Source organism: Pantoea sp. JZ2 (genome assembly GCF_035191405.1).
GTDB classification, from domain to species: domain Bacteria; phylum Pseudomonadota; class Gammaproteobacteria; order Enterobacterales; family Enterobacteriaceae; genus Pantoea; species Pantoea stewartii.
This window is the reverse complement of sequence record NZ_CP045247.1, coordinates 4,465,489-4,485,252: the sequence shown is the minus strand read 5'-3', so window position 1 is coordinate 4,485,252 and position 19,764 is coordinate 4,465,489. Positions and strand designations below refer to the sequence as shown.

15 protein-coding genes are annotated in these 19,764 nt (G+C 53.1%); 7 read left to right on the top strand and 8 right to left on the bottom strand.

Annotation, left to right across the window (positions count from 1 at the left end):
* The first annotated feature begins 500 nt into the window (after positions 1–500).
* The 6 genes from GC087_RS21685 (at position 501) to aceK (ending at position 8,425) form a co-directional block, all read left to right on the top strand.
* On the top strand, positions 501–1,571 hold the full coding sequence (locus tag GC087_RS21685) for an ABC transporter substrate-binding protein (RefSeq protein ID WP_416383423.1): 1,071 nt from the start codon (positions 501–503) through the stop codon (positions 1,569–1,571).
* Positions 1,540–2,298, top strand: coding sequence for a substrate-binding domain-containing protein (locus tag GC087_RS21680; RefSeq protein ID WP_054688455.1), 759 nt, complete (start codon positions 1,540–1,542; stop codon positions 2,296–2,298). The genes GC087_RS21685 and GC087_RS21680 overlap by 32 nt, the downstream gene beginning before the upstream one ends.
* 138 nt (positions 2,299–2,436) lie before the next feature.
* On the top strand, positions 2,437–3,366 hold the full coding sequence (metA, locus tag GC087_RS21675) for a homoserine O-acetyltransferase MetA (RefSeq protein ID WP_033738928.1): 930 nt from the start codon (positions 2,437–2,439) through the stop codon (positions 3,364–3,366).
* Positions 3,367–3,628: 262 nt separating this feature from the next.
* Positions 3,629–5,227 carry a malate synthase A gene (gene aceB / locus GC087_RS21670; RefSeq protein ID WP_205952478.1) on the top strand — a complete coding sequence of 533 codons (1,599 nt, stop codon included), beginning with the start codon at positions 3,629–3,631 and terminating at the stop codon, positions 5,225–5,227.
* Between the two features lie 17 nt (positions 5,228–5,244).
* On the top strand, positions 5,245–6,546 hold the full coding sequence (aceA, locus tag GC087_RS21665) for an isocitrate lyase (RefSeq protein WP_054688447.1): 1,302 nt from the start codon (positions 5,245–5,247) through the stop codon (positions 6,544–6,546).
* A 58-nt stretch (positions 6,547–6,604) separates the two neighbouring features.
* A complete protein-coding gene (aceK, locus tag GC087_RS21660; protein ID WP_324029342.1) occupies positions 6,605–8,425 on the top strand; it encodes a bifunctional isocitrate dehydrogenase kinase/phosphatase in 1,821 nt (606 codons plus the stop codon).
* Here the strand turns inward: aceK and uxuR are convergent.
* The 3 genes from uxuR to GC087_RS21645 form a co-directional block, all read right to left on the bottom strand.
* Positions 8,383–9,153 (bottom strand): Uxu operon transcriptional regulator, encoded by a 771-nt coding sequence (uxuR, locus tag GC087_RS21655; protein WP_039339087.1) that lies wholly within the window; start codon positions 9,151–9,153, stop codon positions 8,383–8,385. The two genes, aceK and uxuR, sit on opposite strands and share 43 nt — an antisense overlap.
* Positions 9,154–9,360: 207 nt before the next feature.
* Positions 9,361–10,623, bottom strand: coding sequence for a glucuronide uptake porin UidC (gene uidC, locus GC087_RS21650; RefSeq protein WP_324029340.1), 1,263 nt, complete (start codon positions 10,621–10,623; stop codon positions 9,361–9,363).
* Positions 10,624–10,727: 104 nt separating this feature from the next.
* Positions 10,728–12,257 carry an MFS transporter gene (locus tag GC087_RS21645; RefSeq protein WP_324029338.1) on the bottom strand — a complete coding sequence of 510 codons (1,530 nt, stop codon included), beginning with the start codon at positions 12,255–12,257 and terminating at the stop codon, positions 10,728–10,730.
* A gap of 586 nt (positions 12,258–12,843) precedes the next feature.
* Here GC087_RS21645 and GC087_RS21640 point away from each other — a divergent pair.
* Positions 12,844–14,022 carry a serine hydrolase domain-containing protein gene (locus GC087_RS21640; protein WP_324029336.1) on the top strand — a complete coding sequence of 393 codons (1,179 nt, stop codon included), beginning with the start codon at positions 12,844–12,846 and terminating at the stop codon, positions 14,020–14,022.
* Positions 14,023–14,112: 90 nt separating this feature from the next.
* Here the strand turns inward: GC087_RS21640 and iclR are convergent, their stop codons facing one another.
* The 5 genes from iclR to yjbE all read right to left on the bottom strand — a co-directional run bounded on the left by iclR (position 14,113) and on the right by yjbE (position 19,218).
* Positions 14,113–14,943 (bottom strand): glyoxylate bypass operon transcriptional repressor IclR, encoded by an 831-nt coding sequence (gene iclR, locus GC087_RS21635; protein ID WP_324029334.1) that lies wholly within the window; start codon positions 14,941–14,943, stop codon positions 14,113–14,115.
* A 359-nt stretch (positions 14,944–15,302) separates the two neighbouring features.
* A complete protein-coding gene (locus GC087_RS21630) occupies positions 15,303–17,393 on the bottom strand; it encodes a YjbH domain-containing protein (RefSeq protein WP_324029332.1) in 2,091 nt (696 codons plus the stop codon).
* The gene (locus GC087_RS21625; protein ID WP_205950967.1) at positions 17,393–18,136 is read right to left on the bottom strand and encodes a capsule biosynthesis GfcC family protein; all 744 of its coding nucleotides are present in this window, start codon (positions 18,134–18,136) and stop codon (positions 17,393–17,395) included. The genes GC087_RS21630 and GC087_RS21625 overlap by 1 nt, the downstream gene beginning before the upstream one ends.
* The gene (locus GC087_RS21620) at positions 18,133–18,780 is read right to left on the bottom strand and encodes a YjbF family lipoprotein (protein WP_006121542.1); all 648 of its coding nucleotides are present in this window, start codon (positions 18,778–18,780) and stop codon (positions 18,133–18,135) included. Before GC087_RS21620 ends, GC087_RS21625 begins: the two co-directional genes overlap by 4 nt.
* A gap of 192 nt (positions 18,781–18,972) precedes the next feature.
* The gene (gene yjbE / locus GC087_RS21615; RefSeq protein WP_006121543.1) at positions 18,973–19,218 is read right to left on the bottom strand and encodes an exopolysaccharide production protein YjbE; all 246 of its coding nucleotides are present in this window, start codon (positions 19,216–19,218) and stop codon (positions 18,973–18,975) included.
* Positions 19,219–19,764 lie beyond the last annotated feature (546 nt).

Below are 19,764 nucleotides of genomic sequence, written 5' to 3'. Positions count from 1 at the left end.
TAACGTCGTGTGCTCTAATTAATATCAAGCTGATAAGATTAATTGCAGTGTGTAAAAGTGAATATCATCAGGTTAACTGTGTAGGGATTTAATACGGAAATAACATATTTCAACAATGGGGACGTTATTTTGAACTGACATTTTCAGGCCCTAATCATGAGTAAACAGGTTAAATGCACCAGGATAAAGCGTATTTGCTGAGTACGCACTAATCCTGCCGATTTATTCTCATCTTTTGTAGTTTGTCTCAGCTAAAAACATGCCCTCTTAAGTGGATATCAGCATGCAGAGCGATGTCAGGGCATACGCGCATTTCAAGGTCAGCAAACCGAACCAATGGGCTGGCGCTGTCTGTCAGGCGCGCCCTGCATCGAAAATGCCACGACACCGACAGTCATCCCTGCCACGCAGACCCGCGACAACGACAGGTGCATCCACTGTTTACCTTGTCGCGGTGCATCGCTATATAATCAAATACATTACGCTACAGGGGACCTTCATTGAAAATCAGACCGAATCACCTCGTCTTTACAGGCTTACTTATCTTTACCGCATGGAACAGCTACGCCAGCCGCATCGTGACCGATCAGCTTGGTCGTAACGTTACAATCCCGGATCGGGTTGATCGCGTAGTTGTGCTTCAGCACCAGACGCTGAATCTTCTGGTGCAGTTAAATGCGACAGATAAAATCGTAGGGATACTGGCTAACTGGAAACAGCAGTTAGGGGACAATTACGCAACGCTGGTGCCTGAGCTGACGCATAAAGCAATGCTGGGTGATTTGACCCATGTTGATCTGGAAAAGCTAATTGCACTGCATCCACAGGTGGTATTCGTCACCAACTATGCGCCGAAAGAGATGATTGACCAGATCTCCGCACTGGGCATTCCTGTACTGGCGATTTCACTGCGTCACGATGACGCCGGGCAGCAGGGCGAAATTAATCCCAGTATGCAAAATGAAGATAAGGCCTACGATCCCGGGATAAAGGAAGGCATCACCCTGATAGGTGAGGTGGTGAACAGGCAGCAGCAGGCCAAAGCTCTCATCTCAGCAGCCTTTGCGGGGCGTAAAGAGGTGACTGATCGTCTCCACGATCTCCCTGAACAGCAGCGTGTACGCGCCTATATGGCCAATCCCAGTCTGACGACATACGGTGCCGGGAAATATACGGGGCTGATGATGGCCCATGCTGGCGCACTGAACGTGGCAGCATCGACTATTCAGGGTTTCAGGCAGGTCAGCATGGAACAGGTGGTGGTCTGGAATCCGCAGGTAATTTTTGTGCAGAACCGCTATCCGCAGGTTGTTCAGGCGATTCAGCACGATCCGCTCTGGCAGACCATTGATGCTGTCAAACATCACCGTGTCTGGTTGATGCCTGACTATGCCAAGGCATGGGGCTATCCGATGCCAGAAGCCATAGGGTTAGGTGAACTGTGGATGGCGAAAAAACTCTATCCTGACAAATTTCGCGATGTGGATATGCAGCAGCGGGCCGACCGCTGGTATCGCCGCTTTTACCGGACCGCCTATCATGAAACCTCTCCAGATTCTGGCGGCCGGTAGTCTGCGCGATGTGTGGCCGGTGCTGGTTGCCGCGTTCAGCGCGGAATACGGCATAACGACACAAACACACTATGGCCCGGCTGGTTTACTGCGTCAGCGCATCGAACAGGGTGAAGTCGGTGACATGTTTGTTTCGGCCAACCTGCAGCATCCCACAAGCCTGTCGCGACAAGGTCTGGCAGAGGACACCGGTCATTTCATCGATAACAGGCTGTGTCTGACTGCCAGGCGGGAGGATGTCTCTGCAGAAGACGACTGGCTGTCATTACTGCAACGTGATGATTTACGGCTGGCAACCTCAACGCCCCTGTACGATCCCTCAGGGGATTACACGTGGCAGTTATTCGAAAACATTGAGCAGCGATATCCCGGTCAGGGCAGCCGAATCCGGAACAAAGCAAACGCCCTGGTTGGTGGCCCGGACAGTCTGCCTGTTCCTGTTGGCAGACTGGCAGCCCAGTGGCTCATTGATGAAGGCTACGCTGAACTCTTTATTGGCTATGCCAGTTATGCGCCCCGCCTGAGGCATCACCAGTCCCTGCTGGTGCTTAATATTCCCCCTGCTTACAACGTACGGGCGCAATACGGCTGGGCCACTCTTTCACCCTCCGCCATGCCGCTTGCCGCCTTCCTCCATACTGATGAGGCACAGCGTATTTTGCGGCGTTACGGTTTTTTGCCACCGTCTGGTTCCAGAAAGCCCGCACAAGGTAAAGCCTGTCTCTGACCCGCCAGTGCGGGCTGTAACAGTGCCTTGAAACTTTTTCACCTGTCGATATGCAGACTCGACATTTAGCAAAAGAGCCGTTATCTTTGGCTGTCTGGATGTCTAAACGTATATATGGTTACAAGAGGTGATTAAGTCATGCCAATCAGGGTTCCCGATGAATTACCGGCAGTGAATTTTTTACGTAACGAAAATGTCTTCGTGATGACGTCGTCGCGCGCCAGTGTTCAGGAGATCCGCCCACTTAAAGTTCTGGTACTTAATCTGATGCCTAAAAAGATTGAGACCGAAAACCAGTTCCTGCGCTTGCTCTCTAACTCACCTTTGCAGATTGATGTCCAGTTGCTGCGTATCGACAGCCGTGAATCGCGTAACACACCCAGCGATCACCTTAATAATTTCTACCGTAACTTTGAGGACATCCAGCACGATAACTATGATGGCTTAATCGTTACAGGTGCGCCGCTGGGCCTGGTTGAATTTAACGATGTCGCCTACTGGCCCCAGATACAGCAGGTGCTGGCGTGGGCGAAAGATCATGTTACCTCGACCCTGTTTGTCTGTTGGGCTGTACAGGCAGCACTGAATATTTTGTATGGTATTCCTAAACAAACCCGACAGACGAAACTTGCAGGCGTATTTGAACATCAGATTCTCCATCCCCATGCCTTACTGACGCGGGGATTCGATGATAATTTTCTCGCTCCGCATTCGCGTTATGCGGATTTCCCCACTCAGCTGATCACCGATTACACCGATCTGGAATTATTTGCTGAATCGGAACAAACCGGTGCCTACCTGATGGCAAGCAAGGACAAGAGGCTGGTGTTCGTTACGGGTCACCCGGAATATGATGCGTTAACACTGGCGGGAGAGTTTCAGCGCGACTATGACGCAGGGCTGAACCCTGACGTGCCGTACAATTACTTCCCCCACGATGATCCGCAGCGTCATCCACGCGCCACATGGCGTAGCCATGGAAACCTGTTGTTTTCAAACTGGCTGAACTATTACGTCTATCAAATTACGCCGTTTGATCTGCGCCATATGAATCCGACGCTGGAATAAGCGCACTTTCATTACAACTGAACCGTGTTAGCTGGCTGGCAACACGGTTTTTTTTCGCCCTTGAAAAGCTTTGAAAGGCATTACCTAAAGGAAAGTAAAAATAAAACCATAAATTTCAATGCTATAAATATAATATTCAATTAAAATGGAAATAGTTTTTGATTTTACATTTAAAATACATATGCTCTGATCCTGTAGCTCACTAATCACCCTTTTTGTGGATCGACCATGTTGATCTGCCTGTAAACAGGAGAGAGCAAGCATGACAGACTCAGTTATTACCCACGAATTACACTTCCAGAAGCCCTTTTATCATCTTGAAAAACAGCTTCTTACTGAAGAGGCCGTCGCGTTTTTACAGGATCTGGTTATCCGTTTTGCCCCCCAACGCGATACGTTATTAGCGGCGCGACAGGCACGACAAGAAAAGTACGATGCCGGGTCGTTACCTGATTTCGAAATGGAAACGGCTTCCATCAGAGAGCGAGAATGGACGATTCGCGGTATTCCCTCGGATTTACGGGATCGTCGCGTGGAGATTACCGGACCGCCGGATCGCAAAATGGTAATTAATGCCCTGAATGCGAACGTAAAAGTATTTATGGCTGACTTTGAGGATTCCCTGGCACCGACCTGGGAAAAGCTGATGGAAGGGCAGCAAACCCTGCGTGAAGCCGTGGCTGGCACATTGTCTCATACCAGCGAGACAGGCAAGATCTACCAGCTTCGCGCCGATCCGGCTGTCCTGATGTGTCGGGTACGCGGACTGCATCTGTCAGAGAAACATGTCAGCTGGCAGGGCAATGCCATTCCTGGCGGCCTGTTTGATTTTGCACTCTACTTTTTTCATAACGTCACGAATCTCCTGGCGAAAGGTAGCGGTCCCTATTTTTATCTGCCTAAAACGGAAAGCTGGCAGGAAGCGGCCTGGTGGCGAGAGATCTTTAGCTTCGCTGAGGATCGTTTTGATCTGGCGCGAGGCACAATTAAAGCCACAGTCTTAATTGAAACGCTGCCCGCCGTGTTTCAGATGGACGAGATTCTGTGGAATCTGCGCGATCATATCGTAGGCCTGAACTGCGGGCGCTGGGATTACATTTTCAGCTACATCAAAACATTACGGGAACATGAAGATCGGGTTCTCCCTGATCGTCAGTCCGTGACCATGGCTCAGCCTTTTCTGGATGCTTACTCGCGGTTGCTGGTTAAAACGTGTCATCGCCGCGGTGCCTTTGCTATGGGCGGTATGTCAGCGCTTATTCCCAGTAAAGACAGCGCACGTAATCAGTGGGTGTTGCAGCGCGTCAGGGAAGACAAGCAGCGCGAAGCCAGTAACGGACATGATGGCACCTGGATCGCACATCCAGGCCTGGCCGATACCGCAATGGCGGTGTTTAACCAGGCGCTGGGCGATCACCCCAATCAGCTTCATGTTCTGCGCCACGAAGACGCTCCGGTGCAGGCCGAACAGCTTCTGGCGCCCTGCGAAGGCGATCGAACGGAAGCAGGGATGCGCGCCAATATCCGTGTGGCATTGCAATACCTCGAAGCCTGGATTAGCGGCAACGGCTGCGTTCCTATTGACGGCCTGATGGAAGATGCCGCCACCGCCGAAATCGCCCGTACCTCTATCTGGCAATGGATCCATCACAAGAAAACCCTGCGCGATGGGCAGCAGGTCACGGCGTCGCTGTTTCAGCAGTTGCTCAACGATGAGTTGCAAACGCTGCAGATGAATCTGGGTGATAAGACGTTCAGTTCAGGTCGTTATGAGGAAGCAGCGCGATTAATGGCGCAAATCACTACCGAAAACGAACTGGTTCCTTTTCTTACTCTGCCGGGCTATCGCCTGCTTCCCTGACATAAGGAGTGGTTGCCATGACACGTACACAACAGATTCAGCAACTCGAACAAGACTGGCAGGAAGCACGCTGGCAGGGAATTACCCGCCCTTACAGCGCACAAGATGTTATCTCGCTGCGCGGTTCAGTTCTGCCAGCCTGTACGCTGGCCGAGCGGGGTGCCGGTAAACTCTGGTCATTACTTAATGGCAGCGCGCGCAAAGGTTACGTCAATAGCCTCGGCGCTTTAACCGGCGGTCAGGCATTGCAGCAGGCCAAAGCCGGAATAGAAGCCATATACCTCTCTGGCTGGCAGGTCGCCGCCGATGCCAATCTGGCGGGGCAAATGTATCCCGATCAGTCGCTGTATCCGGTGAACTCGGTGCCTGAGGTTGTCACCCGGATTAATCAGACCTTTCAACGTGCCGATCAGATTCAATGGGCCAACGGCATTGAACCGGGCGACAGCCGCTTTATCGACTATTTTCTGCCCATCGTGGCGGATGCCGAAGCGGGCTTTGGTGGCGTGCTGAATGCCTTTGAACTGATGAAGGCGATGATCAGCGCAGGGGCCGCAGCGGTCCACTTTGAAGATCAACTTGCGGCCGTGAAGAAATGCGGCCACATGGGAGGCAAGGTACTTGTGCCTACCCAGGAGGCCGTACAGAAACTGGTTGCTGCACGCCTGGCCGCCGATGTGATGGGTGTTCCCACCATTCTGCTGGCGCGAACGGATGCCGATGCCGCTGACCTGATCACCTCTGACTGCGATGACTATGACCGTCCGTTTATCCGTGGCGATCGTACCGCGGAAGGCTTCTACCGCACTCATGCCGGCATCGAGCAGGCTATCAGCCGCGGTCTGGCTTATGCGCCTTATGCTGACGTGCTGTGGTGTGAAACGTCGACGCCCGACCTGACGATGGCACAGCGCTTCGCCGAAGCCATCCATGCCCGCTTTCCCGGTAAACTGCTGGCTTACAACTGTTCGCCTTCGTTTAACTGGAAAAAGAACCTCGACGACAGCACCATAGCGGCCTTTCAGCAGGCGCTCAGTGAGATGGGCTATCGCTTCCAGTTCATTACCCTGGCCGGTATTCACAGCATGTGGTTCAACATGTTCGACCTGGCACAGGCTTATGCTCAGGGCGAAGGCATGCGTCACTATGTTGAAAAAGTCCAGCAACCAGAGTTCGCTGCCCGGGAGCGGGGGTACAGTTTTTCCTCGCATCAGCAGGAAGTGGGCACCGGCTATTTCGATCAGGTCACCACGATTATTCAGGGCGGTCAGTCCTCCGTTACGGCGCTGACCGGATCGACCGAAGAGCATCAGTTTTGAGTGAAGTCTGTGTCTTTCCCGCCCGGTAACGGTGGGCGGGCTTTTTCAGGAGTGGATTATGCCGCCACGTGAATCCCTAATCGCGCACACCATTCTGCAGGGCTTCGATGCGCAGTATGGCCGTTTTCTTGATATTACGGCGGGTGCTCAGCAGCGTTTTGAACAGGCTGAGTGGCTGGCCGTACAGCAGGCTATGAAGGCACGAATTCATCTTTATGACCACCATGTGGCGCTGGTTGCCGATCAACTGCGCGCACTGAACGGGGCGGCGCACTGGGACGATGCTTTTTGGCTGAAGATCAAAAACCACTATGAAACCCTGTTACCCGGTTATCCGCGTTATGAAATTGCTGAAAGCTTTTTCAATTCCGTTTACTGCCGGCTGCATGGTCACCATGCATTACAGCCGGAACGGTTATTTATCTTCAGCTCGCAACCGCCTGCGCCACAACGTCAGGTTTCGCGTCCACTGGCGCGAACCTATCGGCCCGATCGGGGCTGGCAAACACTGCTGCATGAGGTGCTACGCGATGTGCCTTTGACGCTGCCCTGGCAGGATCAGGCGCGCGATGAAGCCTGGATTGTACGCCATTTGCATGAGGCGTTCTCTTCCGCGCAACTGGCACAGGGCTGGCTGGACGTCTGTTGTGAGCTGTTTTACCGCAACAAAACCGCCTGGGTCGTGGCTCGCCTGCATCTGCCCGACGCTATCCTGCCATGCCTGTTGCCGGTTCAGCGCAGCGAGCAAGGTGAATTGTGGATCGATACCTGCCTGACGGATGTGAACGAGGCCAGCATCGTGTTCGGCTTTGCCCGCGCGTACTTCATGGTTTATGCCCCATTACCCGGCGCGCTGGTCGCATGGCTGAAGCCTGTCTTACCGGGTAAAACGCTGGCAGAACGTTATATGGCCATCGGCTGCCAGAAACATGGCAAAACGGAAAGCTACCGGGAATATCTGCAGGCGCTGGAGCAAACGGATGCCGCCTTTGAGATTGCGCCAGGCATCCCTGGCATGGTGATGCTGGTCTTTACGCTGCCGGGCTTTGATCGGGTGTTCAAAGTCATCAAAGATCGCTTTGCTCCGCAAAAAGAGGTCACGGAAGAGCAGGTAAGGGCCTGCTATCAGCAGGTTAAAGAACATGACCGTGTGGGACGCATGGCTGACACGCAGGCCTTTGAACAGTTTGCGCTGCCGCTCGCACGCATTACGCCGGCACTGCTGGTGGCATTCCAGAATACGATTGCCGGAAAAATGCGTATTGAAGGCGATCGCCTGATCATCAGTCATCTGTGGCTGGAACGTCGTATGCAGCCGCTTAACCTTTTTCTGGCTGAGGCCAGCGACAGCCAACGCGCTCAGGCCATTGAAGAATATGGCAACGCGATCAAACAACTGGCTGCCGCCAATATCTTTCCCGGTGATATGCTGTTTAAAAATTTTGGCATCACCCGTCATGGACGCGTGGTGTTTTATGACTACGATGAGATTCGCCCGATGCAGGAACTCCATTTCCGTGACGTGCCTGCGGCGCGTTATGACGAGGACGAGTTAAGCGCCGAGCCCTGGTACAGCGTTGGGCCAGATGATGTTTTTCCTGAAACCTTTCGTTATGCCCTGTGCAGTGAGCCGAAAGTCGGTGCGCTGCTCCAGCAACGGCATCCGGAACTTTTTGACACGGGCTGGTGGCGCGCCCAGCAGCGGCGCATTGCGCAGGGGCATATTGAGGATGTTATTGCCTGGCAGCCCGCCCAGCGCTTCTGTGTGCGCTATGGCAGCAGGCTTGCACCACGTTATAAAACCCCAGAGCATCCCGACCAGGAACGGGAACCGCTTCAGCCGTCACTCTTTGCCAGCGGCCAGGAGTCAAACAGATAACCATCAAAGTCGAGATCGTCCACGTTGGAAAATTCCAGTAAACGCTGCTTCACATTTTCCAGATGCTGCCACATAGCCAGCTTAGCGGCGCGGGCATCTTTTTTGATCAGCGCGGCAAGAATTTGCCGGTGATCGACCAGCCACGCTTTACGGTATTGGGTATCGCCAAGATGGCTGTGCAGCTGAATCCACATAGGGTTGTTTTCGCGCCACTGCCATGACTGGCGAAATACGTCGACCAGCATACTGTTATGCGTGGCTTCAGCGATGGCCAGATGAAAGTGCATATCACCTTTTTCCGGGTTTCCCAGCGAACACGAGGTCAGCTCGCGTTCTTCCAGCAGCAAAGCCTGACGCATTTTGATGATGTCCGCCCGTGTCGCCTGCAGGGCGGCAAACTCCGCGATATTGCTTTCCAGCAATTGTCGCGCCTGAAGCTGCTCAAACGGGCCGGCATCGTTGTGAAAGGAGGGATTTGCCTCACTAATACGGCATGGAGAGCTGTGCGCTGTGACGTAAATACCGGCTCCCCGTCTGACTTCGATCAGCCCTTCGATTTCCAGCATAATGAGCGCCTCGCGAACGACGGTGCGGCTGACGTTAAGCATGCCAGCCATTTCACGCTCGGGTGGCAGGCGCCCGCCCGGGCGATAGGGCGTTTCCACAATGCGCTGCCGGATTTTTGCGGCGACTTGCTGATAAGGACGTTGCTGAGAGACAGATCTCATAGTGATGCTCCCGTCAGATACCGTTGCGGCAAAAATTTTACCACCTCACGATCGGGATAACAGGGTTCAGCGCACGTTAAGATAAGCAGGCTGACGCGTTGGCGCGCCGTTTTATTCTTTAATTAACAATAAATTGCGAGAATAATTAAAAGCGGCATCAAGAGATGCCACTTTGGAAACATACAGGCTACTTCATCTGATGATTTGTTACTTCAGCATGAAGTCATATTGCATACCGGCTTTCACATCCCAGTAATTGAGCCGGTCACCCAGTGAGCTACCGGGGCGCTTCTCCCTGGCTCTGTCGGCGGCAATATACATGTTCAGGCCTTTAAACGGGCCCTCTGCAACGTTGTACAGGATCGCGCCCATCAGGCCCACTCCGTTGATTCTGGTATGGCGCTGTTTGTCTTCATAACCGTGAGTAAGAATCGGGCCCAGCATAACGCCGACGTTCGGGGTGAAGAAATATTGCCCGCCAAGCTGAACAGACAGCATGCCTTCTTTATTGCGATCAATACTCAGCGAGTCGGGATAGCCAATATCCGTATAGATAATGCGACCATCAATATCATGGGTAAGCTTACCCACGGCACCAAATAACCGGGCATTCGCAAACGAATAGGTTAATCGCCCGGAAATCAACGCCGTCTCATGGTGATAACTGAGAGGCTTACTCATCCCCTCAGCCTGACCATAAAAACCCATCAGCTCCCATTTGAGTGCGCGATCGTCAGCAAAGGCATAGGTTTTTTCGACGATGCTTTGCACCTGAGTCGATACATCTTGTTGATAAGAGGCACCCAGTGAATACCGCGAAGAAGCATCGTGCCAGGATCCCACCAGATAGCCGCGGCTCCGATGGGGATGGTATTTCCCTGTTGTGCTGTTAATCACGCCTTCATCACGCACGCCCGTGGCAGAGTCGACATAATAGAACGCGCGCTTACGCCACATTGACCAGAATTCCAGATTCTCTGTCGCCTCAAAGTGGGCCAGTGCACCTTCAGAAATTGTCTGTATCGTGCGTGACGAATTATCGGCGATCAACGGGATGCGCCAGGGCAGGCTGCCGTAACCATAATCCGTCCCAAACCGCCCGAGCGTCAGGCGAAGATTCTCTGCCGGTTTAAGTTTGACCGCGCCAATGGCCACACCAAAGCTGTCGTGGCCGTCCAGATAATAGCGGGTGCTCCAGCCGGCGTTTGCACCCAGCTTGTACACATAATACGCTCCCGCGCTCACGCCGATGACGTCATTGTAATAGCGCGTATTCACATCAATCAGCCCACCCTGTACCCAGGCGTAAATATGACGATCTGAACCCGCGCTGGGTTTGTCGGCCCGCCGAAAATCGTTTTTCAGACGAATGCGCAGGCTGTCCTCATCGTCATTAATCGCGGCAGCATAAAGCGGAGAGGACGGGAAAAACAGGCTGACAAGCAGAATGCAAAATAGGGCAATTTTCATCACGTATCCATACCGTATGTGAACAGAGCCGGATGACGTCGGGCCGGGCGGTTATCCGCATGCCTTGCGTTTTACCTTTCCTGACCCGCGTCAACCCGACCAGATTAAGGCCGGGTGCATTTATCCTGTTGCCAGACCTGCTCGTAGTCGTAGCCCGTCAGGGCTTTCACGACCTCTTTGGTTTCGAGTGTGCAGTCGGCTTTATCGCCGCCTGCCTTGAGGCGATCAATTTCATTCACCAATACCCGATGCGTTTCGCGTGTCAGTTTAAATTTGAAGGTCATATATAAACTGATCAGTAACAGACCGCCGGTGCCGAAGACCAGGAGCCCGGTAATCGCATTGAGCGCACTTTCCGGTTGAATTAACTGGCCTTTAACAAAATGATTGTGTTCCAGTACCGCACCCACCACCATAATGGCGACGGCCACGGTACTTTTTCGCATCAACGTCATGACGCCAGCAAAAACGCCTTCGCGCCGCTGACGCGTGACCATTTCATCCACATCGGGAATAAAGCTGTAAATATTCCAGGGGATAAAGTAAAGCCCCGCACGGCCAAAACCCAGCAGGACAAAAATGAGCGTGGTCAACCACCATGACGACACTGCCGAATGGCCGATAAACATTAAAATCAGATAACCCAGCACACCTAAAATACACAGGTAGGAAATACGCATGGCGTAGGCGGGCCTGACATTCAGTTTATCCAGCATAAACATGAAAAGCAGCGTGGAAGGAATGGAGACGGACGTCGCAATGGAAAGATAGGCCGACGCGTTTGCCGCATCCAGATTTAAACCGTAGACAACAAAGTAAACGAAGACAGCAATAAAAATATCCAGTGCAGTAAATGAAGAGATATAGATAATTAAATGTTGTCTGAATATTTTTATTTTGAATGTTGTCATTAACTCGACAAACATATTTTTCAGGTGGCTCAATAATCCGAGGCTGGGACCCGTATTGCGCCGTTCAAACTCTTCCAGGTTCATATCTTTTGACTCCCAGGTACAATACCAGGTAATCAACACCACAATAAAGAACAGGCAGGAAAACATAATACCGGTGTAGGTATAGGTCAGCGCCGAATCCTGGCCAAAATACTGAATCACAATGCCCGGCACCGAAGCGGTCAGGAAGGTTCCTACCTGAGAAAATGTCAGGCGGATGGCGGCCATCCGTGTTCTTTCACCAAAATCATTGGTCATCTCTGCCGCCAGGGTTTCCCACGGTACCAGCACCATGGCAACCAGCAGTTCTACCGCCAGGTAGGTACCAAGGTAGTACCAGTAGTTCATGTCGCTGACCCAGACCAGCGCGTAAACAAACATCATTGGCGCGCTGATGAGCAGGAAGAAGCGACGGCGACCAAAGCGCTTACCCAGCCGGGTACTGCCGAATTTATCGGTGATATATCCCATCACCGGACTCAGAATGGCATCAATAATACGGGCAATAGCAAAAATTGAGCTGGCTTCCAACATTGAAAGCCCACAGAACGTCGTATAAAAAAACAGTAACCATGTACCGATTAAAGCCATGGACCCACCGCCAAAAATATCGGTAATGCCATAGCCAATGGCGGTGCCTGTCCCTACTTTTCTGCGCACGGGCTGTGCTAACGTTGTCATAATATTCCCTTAATAAAATCGGAGTGGCGCTCAGACGCATTCAGGTGTCGTATAAGCGTGAAAAAGTAATGCGAACTTTTAAATAAAGCTCTAAAGAATAAACAACGCGGGTGTGTGTTTGCGTTGTCAGTCTTTAATGCAGGTGAGTATTTTTTGTTAAATAAATAGTAACTTTTAACGCCGTTATTTAGCGTGGTAAATTTTGGTTGACCAGAATAATGCCCCGCTCTGTGTTCTCTAAAAGGCGCGCTGTTATTTGTACTGATGCGTTAATACGCGTATTTTCGGCGTAGAGCATGGTAATCATTCTGCCCTTTTAAAAAAAAGAGGTCGGTCACAAATACTATGGATGCCGATAAGGTAGACTCAAATTCCCTATTGGTTGACCAGTTGAAAAGGGGAGAGAGTTATTATGTAAGGCGTGTGTTATTTAATGATGAGATGTTATCTAGTTTAACCATTGTGGTTTGGTTTTTATTTTTCATTATTAAATTATCTAAGTGAATACATTCTTTAAAGATTAAATATTGCCTGAGATTGGATGTTTTATCTTTCTCACTACTTCTGATTAAAAAAGGACTTCATTATGTTTTATTTTACCTCTGGACTCTCTCCTGCCCCGGCAAAGTTCGAAGCCGCAATGGATGCGGTTATTGATCATGCGATTAATAGCCAGCGTGTTGTGGGTACCACAGTGATGGTGGCTCAGGCGGGAAAACTGATTTATCAACGGGCGGCGGGGTGGGCGGACAGAGAGCAAAATAAAGCCATGTCTGTGGATGCGATATACCGTCTTGCGTCACTCACCAAACCCATTGTCAGCCTGACCGCCATGCGCCTGATCGAGCAAGGGGATATCACACTGGACGACGATATCACCCGCTGGCTTCCGGATTTCCGTCCCTGCCTTGAGAACGGTGAGCCAGCCACTATCCGGGTGCGGCATTTGCTGAGCCATATGTCAGGTTTACGCTATCGTTATTCCGCCCCGGCGGATTCGCTTTATCACTCACGCAATGTGTCAGACGGCATCGACTATCAGCCCGGACTCACCCTGGAAGAGAATCTGCAGCGCCTTGCGGGCACCCGGTTACAGTTCCGTCCCGGCACCGGCTGGCGTTATTCCTTGGGCATCGATGTCCTCGGTGAAATCATGGTGCGGGCGACCGGTAAAAGCCTGCCAGAACTGGTGAATCACCATATAACGAGCCCACTGGGGATGGCAGACACGCTGTTTAGCGTCAGAGACGCGTCGCGATTAACCACGGTCTACACGGACGACAACCCGGTGCCTTCAGTCATGCGTGATAATCAGCAGATCCCTTTCGGTGAAGGCGCCGCGATTTTTAGCCCCGGCCGTATTTTCAAACCCGATGCCTGGCCGTGCGGCGGCGGCGGTATGGCAGGAACGGCCCTCGATTTTATGCAAGTGCTGGAAACCGTCCGGCGTGAAGGCGCGCCGCTAATCACGCGTGAAAGTTTTGACTACATGACGCAGGAACACGTGACGGCAAACTGGGCTACGCAGGGGCCGGGATGGGGATTTGGTGTGGGCTGGGCACTGCTGGTGGATCCGGATGCTGCCCTGTCGCCTCAGTCAGCCGGTACGCTGTCGTGGAGTGGAGCGTATGGACACACCTGGTTCGTGGATCGTCAAAACGCGCTGTGCGTGGTCGCCATGACCAATACCACACCGGAGGGGGTGAATGGGCAGTTTCCTGTGATGGTGCGTGATGCCGTCTATAAAGGTTTACTAAACACCTGATATGACAGGCCATCAGCCACTGGCGCGCTGGATCGCGCCAGTGATCTACGCGTCGATTTCCGGACTCGCGCACGGTGCAAAGCCCGTTCCTTAACGACCACTGTAGGCCTGGGTAACCTGGCGCGCTTCCCGAATGACCAGCGCGCCCAGTTCGGTAATGCGATCGTCAGTCATGCGGGCAATTGGACCCGAAATCGACAGCGCGGCAAAAGGCTCGCCGTGTTCGTCATAAATGGGTGCCGCCACGCAACGCAAGCCGAGCGCATGCTCTTCGTCATCGAAAGAAAATCCACGGGTACGTATTTGTGCCAGGTTAGTTTTCAGGCTCTGCGGAGACATCAGCGTATTGGGTGTGTAGTAATGCAGGCCCTTCTGGTGCAGCAGCGCGGTCACTTTGTCGTCGCTGAGATGGGCAAGAAAGGCTTTGCCCGCTCCGGAAGCATGCATGGGCAGCTTGCCGCCGATCGGTGCGGACATGCGCATGAGCTGCGTGCACTGTACCTGGTCAATAATGACCGCCTGGAAGTCGCTCAGGTCCAGCACCGCCAGATTGACCGTTTCGCCCGAACTCTCCATCAGTGAACGTAACACCGGATGCACCAGCGCCAGCAGGTTGCGGCTCTGCAAAAAACTGCTTCCAACCACAAACGCATGCGCGCCGATTGTCCAGAAACCCAGATCGCCCACCTGGCGTACAAAGCCCTGCTGCTGCATTGTGGTCAGCAGACGATGGGTGGTCGAGTTTGGTAAACCCGCCTGTTGTGCCAGTTCGGTAAGTGCCACGCTACCCTGTGAACTGGCGATCAACTCCAGCAACGTCAGCCCCCGTGTCAGTGACTGAACCTGACCGCCAGCCGGAGCGGGAGGTGCCGACGTGCTGCGAGGTTTTTTACCGCGTTTGGCGACAACATGCGTAGCCATAGAGTCTCTCCTTTCACATAGTGGAAACCATTTTCGTTTTAATCACCGTAAATGCAAACGCTGGTGCGCTGGTCAGACCTGCTCTCCGTCTCCGCAATCCGCCGGGCCTGGCCGGATGTGAAGGCACACGCTGGAATGAAACCTGTGGGGGTAATTTGTGATGTGGTCAGGCGCGTCAAGGTGAGGCAGATATTTTAGTCATCCTGCCAGCCGCTATGTTGCGGTGGCGCAAAGCCAGCGCGATCGGGTGGAAGATTATGCGGCTGTAAAAACACATCGGTGAGCGGCGTGGCGCGCGGGCCTTTCAGCTGAGGACGACGCAGACAAAAAAGAAGGCAGCCCGCAGGCTGCCCTCTTTATCAGTTGAACCGCGCATCGCGATCCGAGGTCATGTCATACAGCTGGTACTTGCGTCCCAGCATCTGACCGCCATCGCGGGTGAGCGGAACCCAGTTAATCTGCGCACGGCCACGCGTTGGCGTCACGGTAAACAGATCCATTGGGATGGAAATGTAGAAACCTTTCGTAAAGTCGCCTTCGCCGTACTGCTGAGAGGAGACATTGGTTTTGGTCGCATAGACGCCGACCATGACGCCGCTGTCGAAGCGTTTAGAGACATCCAGCGTGACGCCTTTATCCTTCGCCAGATACTGGCCGATACTGGCCTTAACCAACACATCTTCCGCAAACCACGGCCGCCAGTAACCTGTCAGGTTGCCGGTCGGGGCTTCGTAATGCGTAAACCGCATCATATCGTTCCAGTCACGCTGGCGCACATAGTTGGCGTCTACGCCCACCGCCCAGTTGCTGTCCACCGGACGATAAAGCACTTCGCCCCCGACACCACCGTACATGGTTTCCAGATAGCCGCCATAGACCTGGCCGTAGAAACCATTGCCCAGATAATCCATGTAGTTAGCCTGCAGATCGTTGACGTAAACGTTGTTCTCAACGTAGTCACGAATATGCGTACGCACGCGGGGCAGGGTGGAATCGGCGGGGGCACCGTTGTAATTGAATTTGTTATAGTTATTTGCCACGTTAGCAAACAGGCTGCCACTGACCAGCAGATGATTGGTCAGCCAGTAATCGACGTTGCCCATGACGCCGACCTGATACAGATAAAAGCTCTCCGGGCCGCCGACAGACTGATTGAGTACCGGAGACAGATCGTAATCCAGGCGATCTTTGCGAATAAACATCCCCTGCTCGGTCTGACCCGGATCGACCGGATTTTTGCGTACCTGCTGCAGAGACTGCTCGTGTCCTAACGGGTAGCCAGTCAGATCATTACGCAGGCTGGCAACGGACGTTTCTGTCGTCACCTGCGGCATATTGAAGCGCGACTCTGTGACGTTAATCGTATCGATGCCGTCCGGCAGGTTGTTCATGATGATACGATTGGCGCGGTCGACCCCTTCGCGGGTATCGCGATATTTGGTCTGCTCGCCCGATACATACAGCGTATTGCCTTTGGTCTGGATTTTCGGGCCCGCCAGGCCTGCGTCGTACTTCAGCGCAGACAGCTGATTGCCTGTCACCGTGGTCTCCAGCAATTTCGGCTGCGGATGCGGATCATAGGCCGGTTTAGGGCTGTCGATATGATCCTGATGCATATCGTTAAAGTTAGTCCGGATGGTAAAGCCGAACATAAAGGTATTGCCGCGCTCATAGCTGGCATTGATATCCGCCCAGTCAGTTACGCGGTAGATCGCACCGACGTTAACTTTACTGCGCTGCGGCAGGCGTCCGGCAAAATCATCTTTATAATCATTGCCTTCATATTCCACTTTCAGGCGCAGCGGCTGCCACGGCGTTTGGTATTCAATACCGCCGAACACGGCAGAAGGGCCGTGAAACATCTGAGAACCGTTAATCGAGCCAGCCTGTCCCACGCCCGGGCGCTGACAGAAGCTGTCGCTGTAAGAGCAGAAGGGGTTGGAAACGGTTCCGCTGTTGCCCAGATAGCCCCAGCCAAAGCCCAGCGTAAAGTCAAAGGGCCCCCAGGCTTTGGTGGCGACCAGATATTCACTGTCAAATAAGCCGGTACCGCCAAGATCGCGCGTACCGAACGAGACTTCAGGTAACCAGTATCCTTCCTGCCACAGCCGCAGTTTCAGATCGAAGGCTTTATCTTTATAGCTTTGATTACCACTGAAACTCTCTACCGCACTGTAACGTCGTGTCCGAACATCGGTGTAGCGCACAGTCGTTTCCAGCCAGGGGAAAAGCTGTAATGAGGCGGAATAGTAGCGATACTGGTCATTATCGCGGAAGTTAAGGCTGAATTCGCCTTCTCTTGCCATTCGCGCGGTCGGTACCTGCATCAGCCCTACGCCGCCGAAATCAGACTGTGACGGCGTGACGGGCGCCTCATACATTTCCGCCTGCGCCTGGCAGGCGCTTGCTACTGAAACAGCCAACAGGCTGAGAAGATAACGTTTTTTCATCAGTCTGGTATCCGGTGAGTCAGAACAGAAACAAGGCGGCTATTCAGATCGTCAAAGGCGCCTGGCAGGCTCCATGAGGAAAAGCCCACAAAAATAATGCTGCCAGGTTCAGGTTCGACATGGCGATGGTTCCAGTAAGCAATCGGGACGTTCTGCGTCGTTCCGTCTGGCGCAATCACAACCGCGAAATTGCGTTCTGCGCCGGCCAGCCGTGGATGGTCACGCAGATATTCCCGCACGGACTTGCCCGGTTGCCAGGCTTCGCGTCCGGCTCCGGCAATCGCGCCCAGCAGCAGCACATGATGACTGGGCTGAGTGAGATAGAGATCATAACGCCCGTCCAGGCGGCGGTTGTCTGCTGAATGCAGCCGGATGCGATCAGGATCCAGCGTGACGAACTGACGGCCCGTCACCTTCATGTTGCTGAACTGCCGAATCACCGCGTCAATGGCGGCGGCTTGTTCACCACTGCTGTCGGCCCGCCAGGTACGCAGCGCGGCCAGGGCCTGCTGATACTGCTGCCGGGCCTGGGCTGTCGCTCCCTGCTCAGCAATCACGGCCCGTCGCCAGTCGGTTTGGGCCATTAATGCGGGCTGCGTCACCAACTGCGCCAGATTTTCGACCTGATTGAGCTGCACGCTGGCGGTGTCCTGCGGGGCATGGACGGTAACCTGACCTGCGGCACGGGCACCCAGACTGGTAAGCAGGCTCACGCCTGCCAACAATAGCGTTATTTTTTTCATGATTTCGCCGGCTTCAGAATGGTGATTTCAACAGGGAAGGTATCGGCAGCAAGCATCTGTCGGGATTGCACGACCTGACCGCTGCTGTTATCGATCCAGAACGTGTTTTGCCACTCACGGCCAAGGCTGTCGATACGTAACGCCTCATGCCAGACGCGGCAGGGGATGCGATTTCCGGCAATCGTCAGAACTTCATCATCGCCACGCTCGAAAGTGGAACTGACGGTGGCGCTCTGGAATTTGCCCTGCCCGGTCCACTGCACAATCCGCGTCCAGTGCTGGCCGTTGGTCAGCGACAGGCCTTTCGCCAGCGGATCCTGTTGCAGGTTACTGACGTTCATCAGGTTGTCGGGCAGGCCCAGCGTTTTAATCAGCCTGCCGTGGGCCGTTACCAGCATGGACTGGTCACGCGTAATCCATTTTTGCTGGCCGTTTTCGTTGTAACCCAGCACGACAAAAATGCGTGGGCCGTCATTAATGCGTGCATACAGGCTGGCGTAGGGCAGCGCATCAATTTCCTGAGGCGTGACAGTGACATCTTTTGGCCCTTCGATGGCCATTATCACCGTCTGTTCGAGTCCTTTTTGCGTTTGTGTACAGGCCTGCAGCAGCAGGCAAACGAGCAACAGCGGAAGTTGGCGCACAATGTGTCCCTGATAAATGATGCCAAAGTAAAAATAACCACACGAATGTGTGGTTATGATTAATGCTCCCATACCTCTGTTCTTTCAGCTGCCGACACGCTGGCATCCTCGTCGCAACACACTCACCTGCGTAAATGCATCACGACTCACACGTTCGCGGCCTTGCTGCAGCCTAAAGAATCAGGGTACCCATCAACGTGTGGTGCCCGTTGTGGTCGTGGTAGTTGTACCCGTATTTGCCCCGTCACCACCGCCAGAAGCGGCAACGCCGAGTCCTACTAACGCGCCGAGCACGCCGATACCTACAGCGGTAGTCGTACCTGCGGAGATTGTCCCCGCCTGTGCGCCTGCTGCGGCACCAGCTTCTTCCGGTGCCGCATAAGCGCTGGAAGAGACGGCGACGAGTAATGCCAGACCGGCAATCATGCGTTTTTTCATAACAACACCTACATTGGTTGAATGAAGGATTGCTATCCAACACATTCGCGAAACAGAATAAACGGTTATCGCAAACCGAAGGACAGACCCATTATGGGCGCGTCCAGTATAGGGCAACAAAATACCAGAGTTGAGTAGTCTTAAAACCTGGTAAATGACGCGTAAAAAAACGGGGCAAATTAAGCGGATTCAGCGTTAACTTATTTTAAATTGGTGGATTTACCGTGAAAGGCCGGATATTTGTCTGTGAGTAAGAGGAAAGCAAAGCGGTTTCTACTTATTTAGTATCTTTTGGTACGGAATGAGAATAATCGGAATTACCTGAATAAGCGTAAAATCCAATCGCCTTATAAAACAAGAGGTAAGAAGCATTGGCTTACCGTTTTAGATCCGGTTTTTAGTAGGGTGATGCGCTCTGCGCAGCGCGAGGTTCAGAATTGCCGCAGTGCATTTTAAGAATTTTCCAGTCTGCCAGCAGGCTTTTCAGATAAAAAGCAGCGTGCCCGATCGTGATGACAAAAAAAAGGCGGCCGGCAGGCCGCCTCT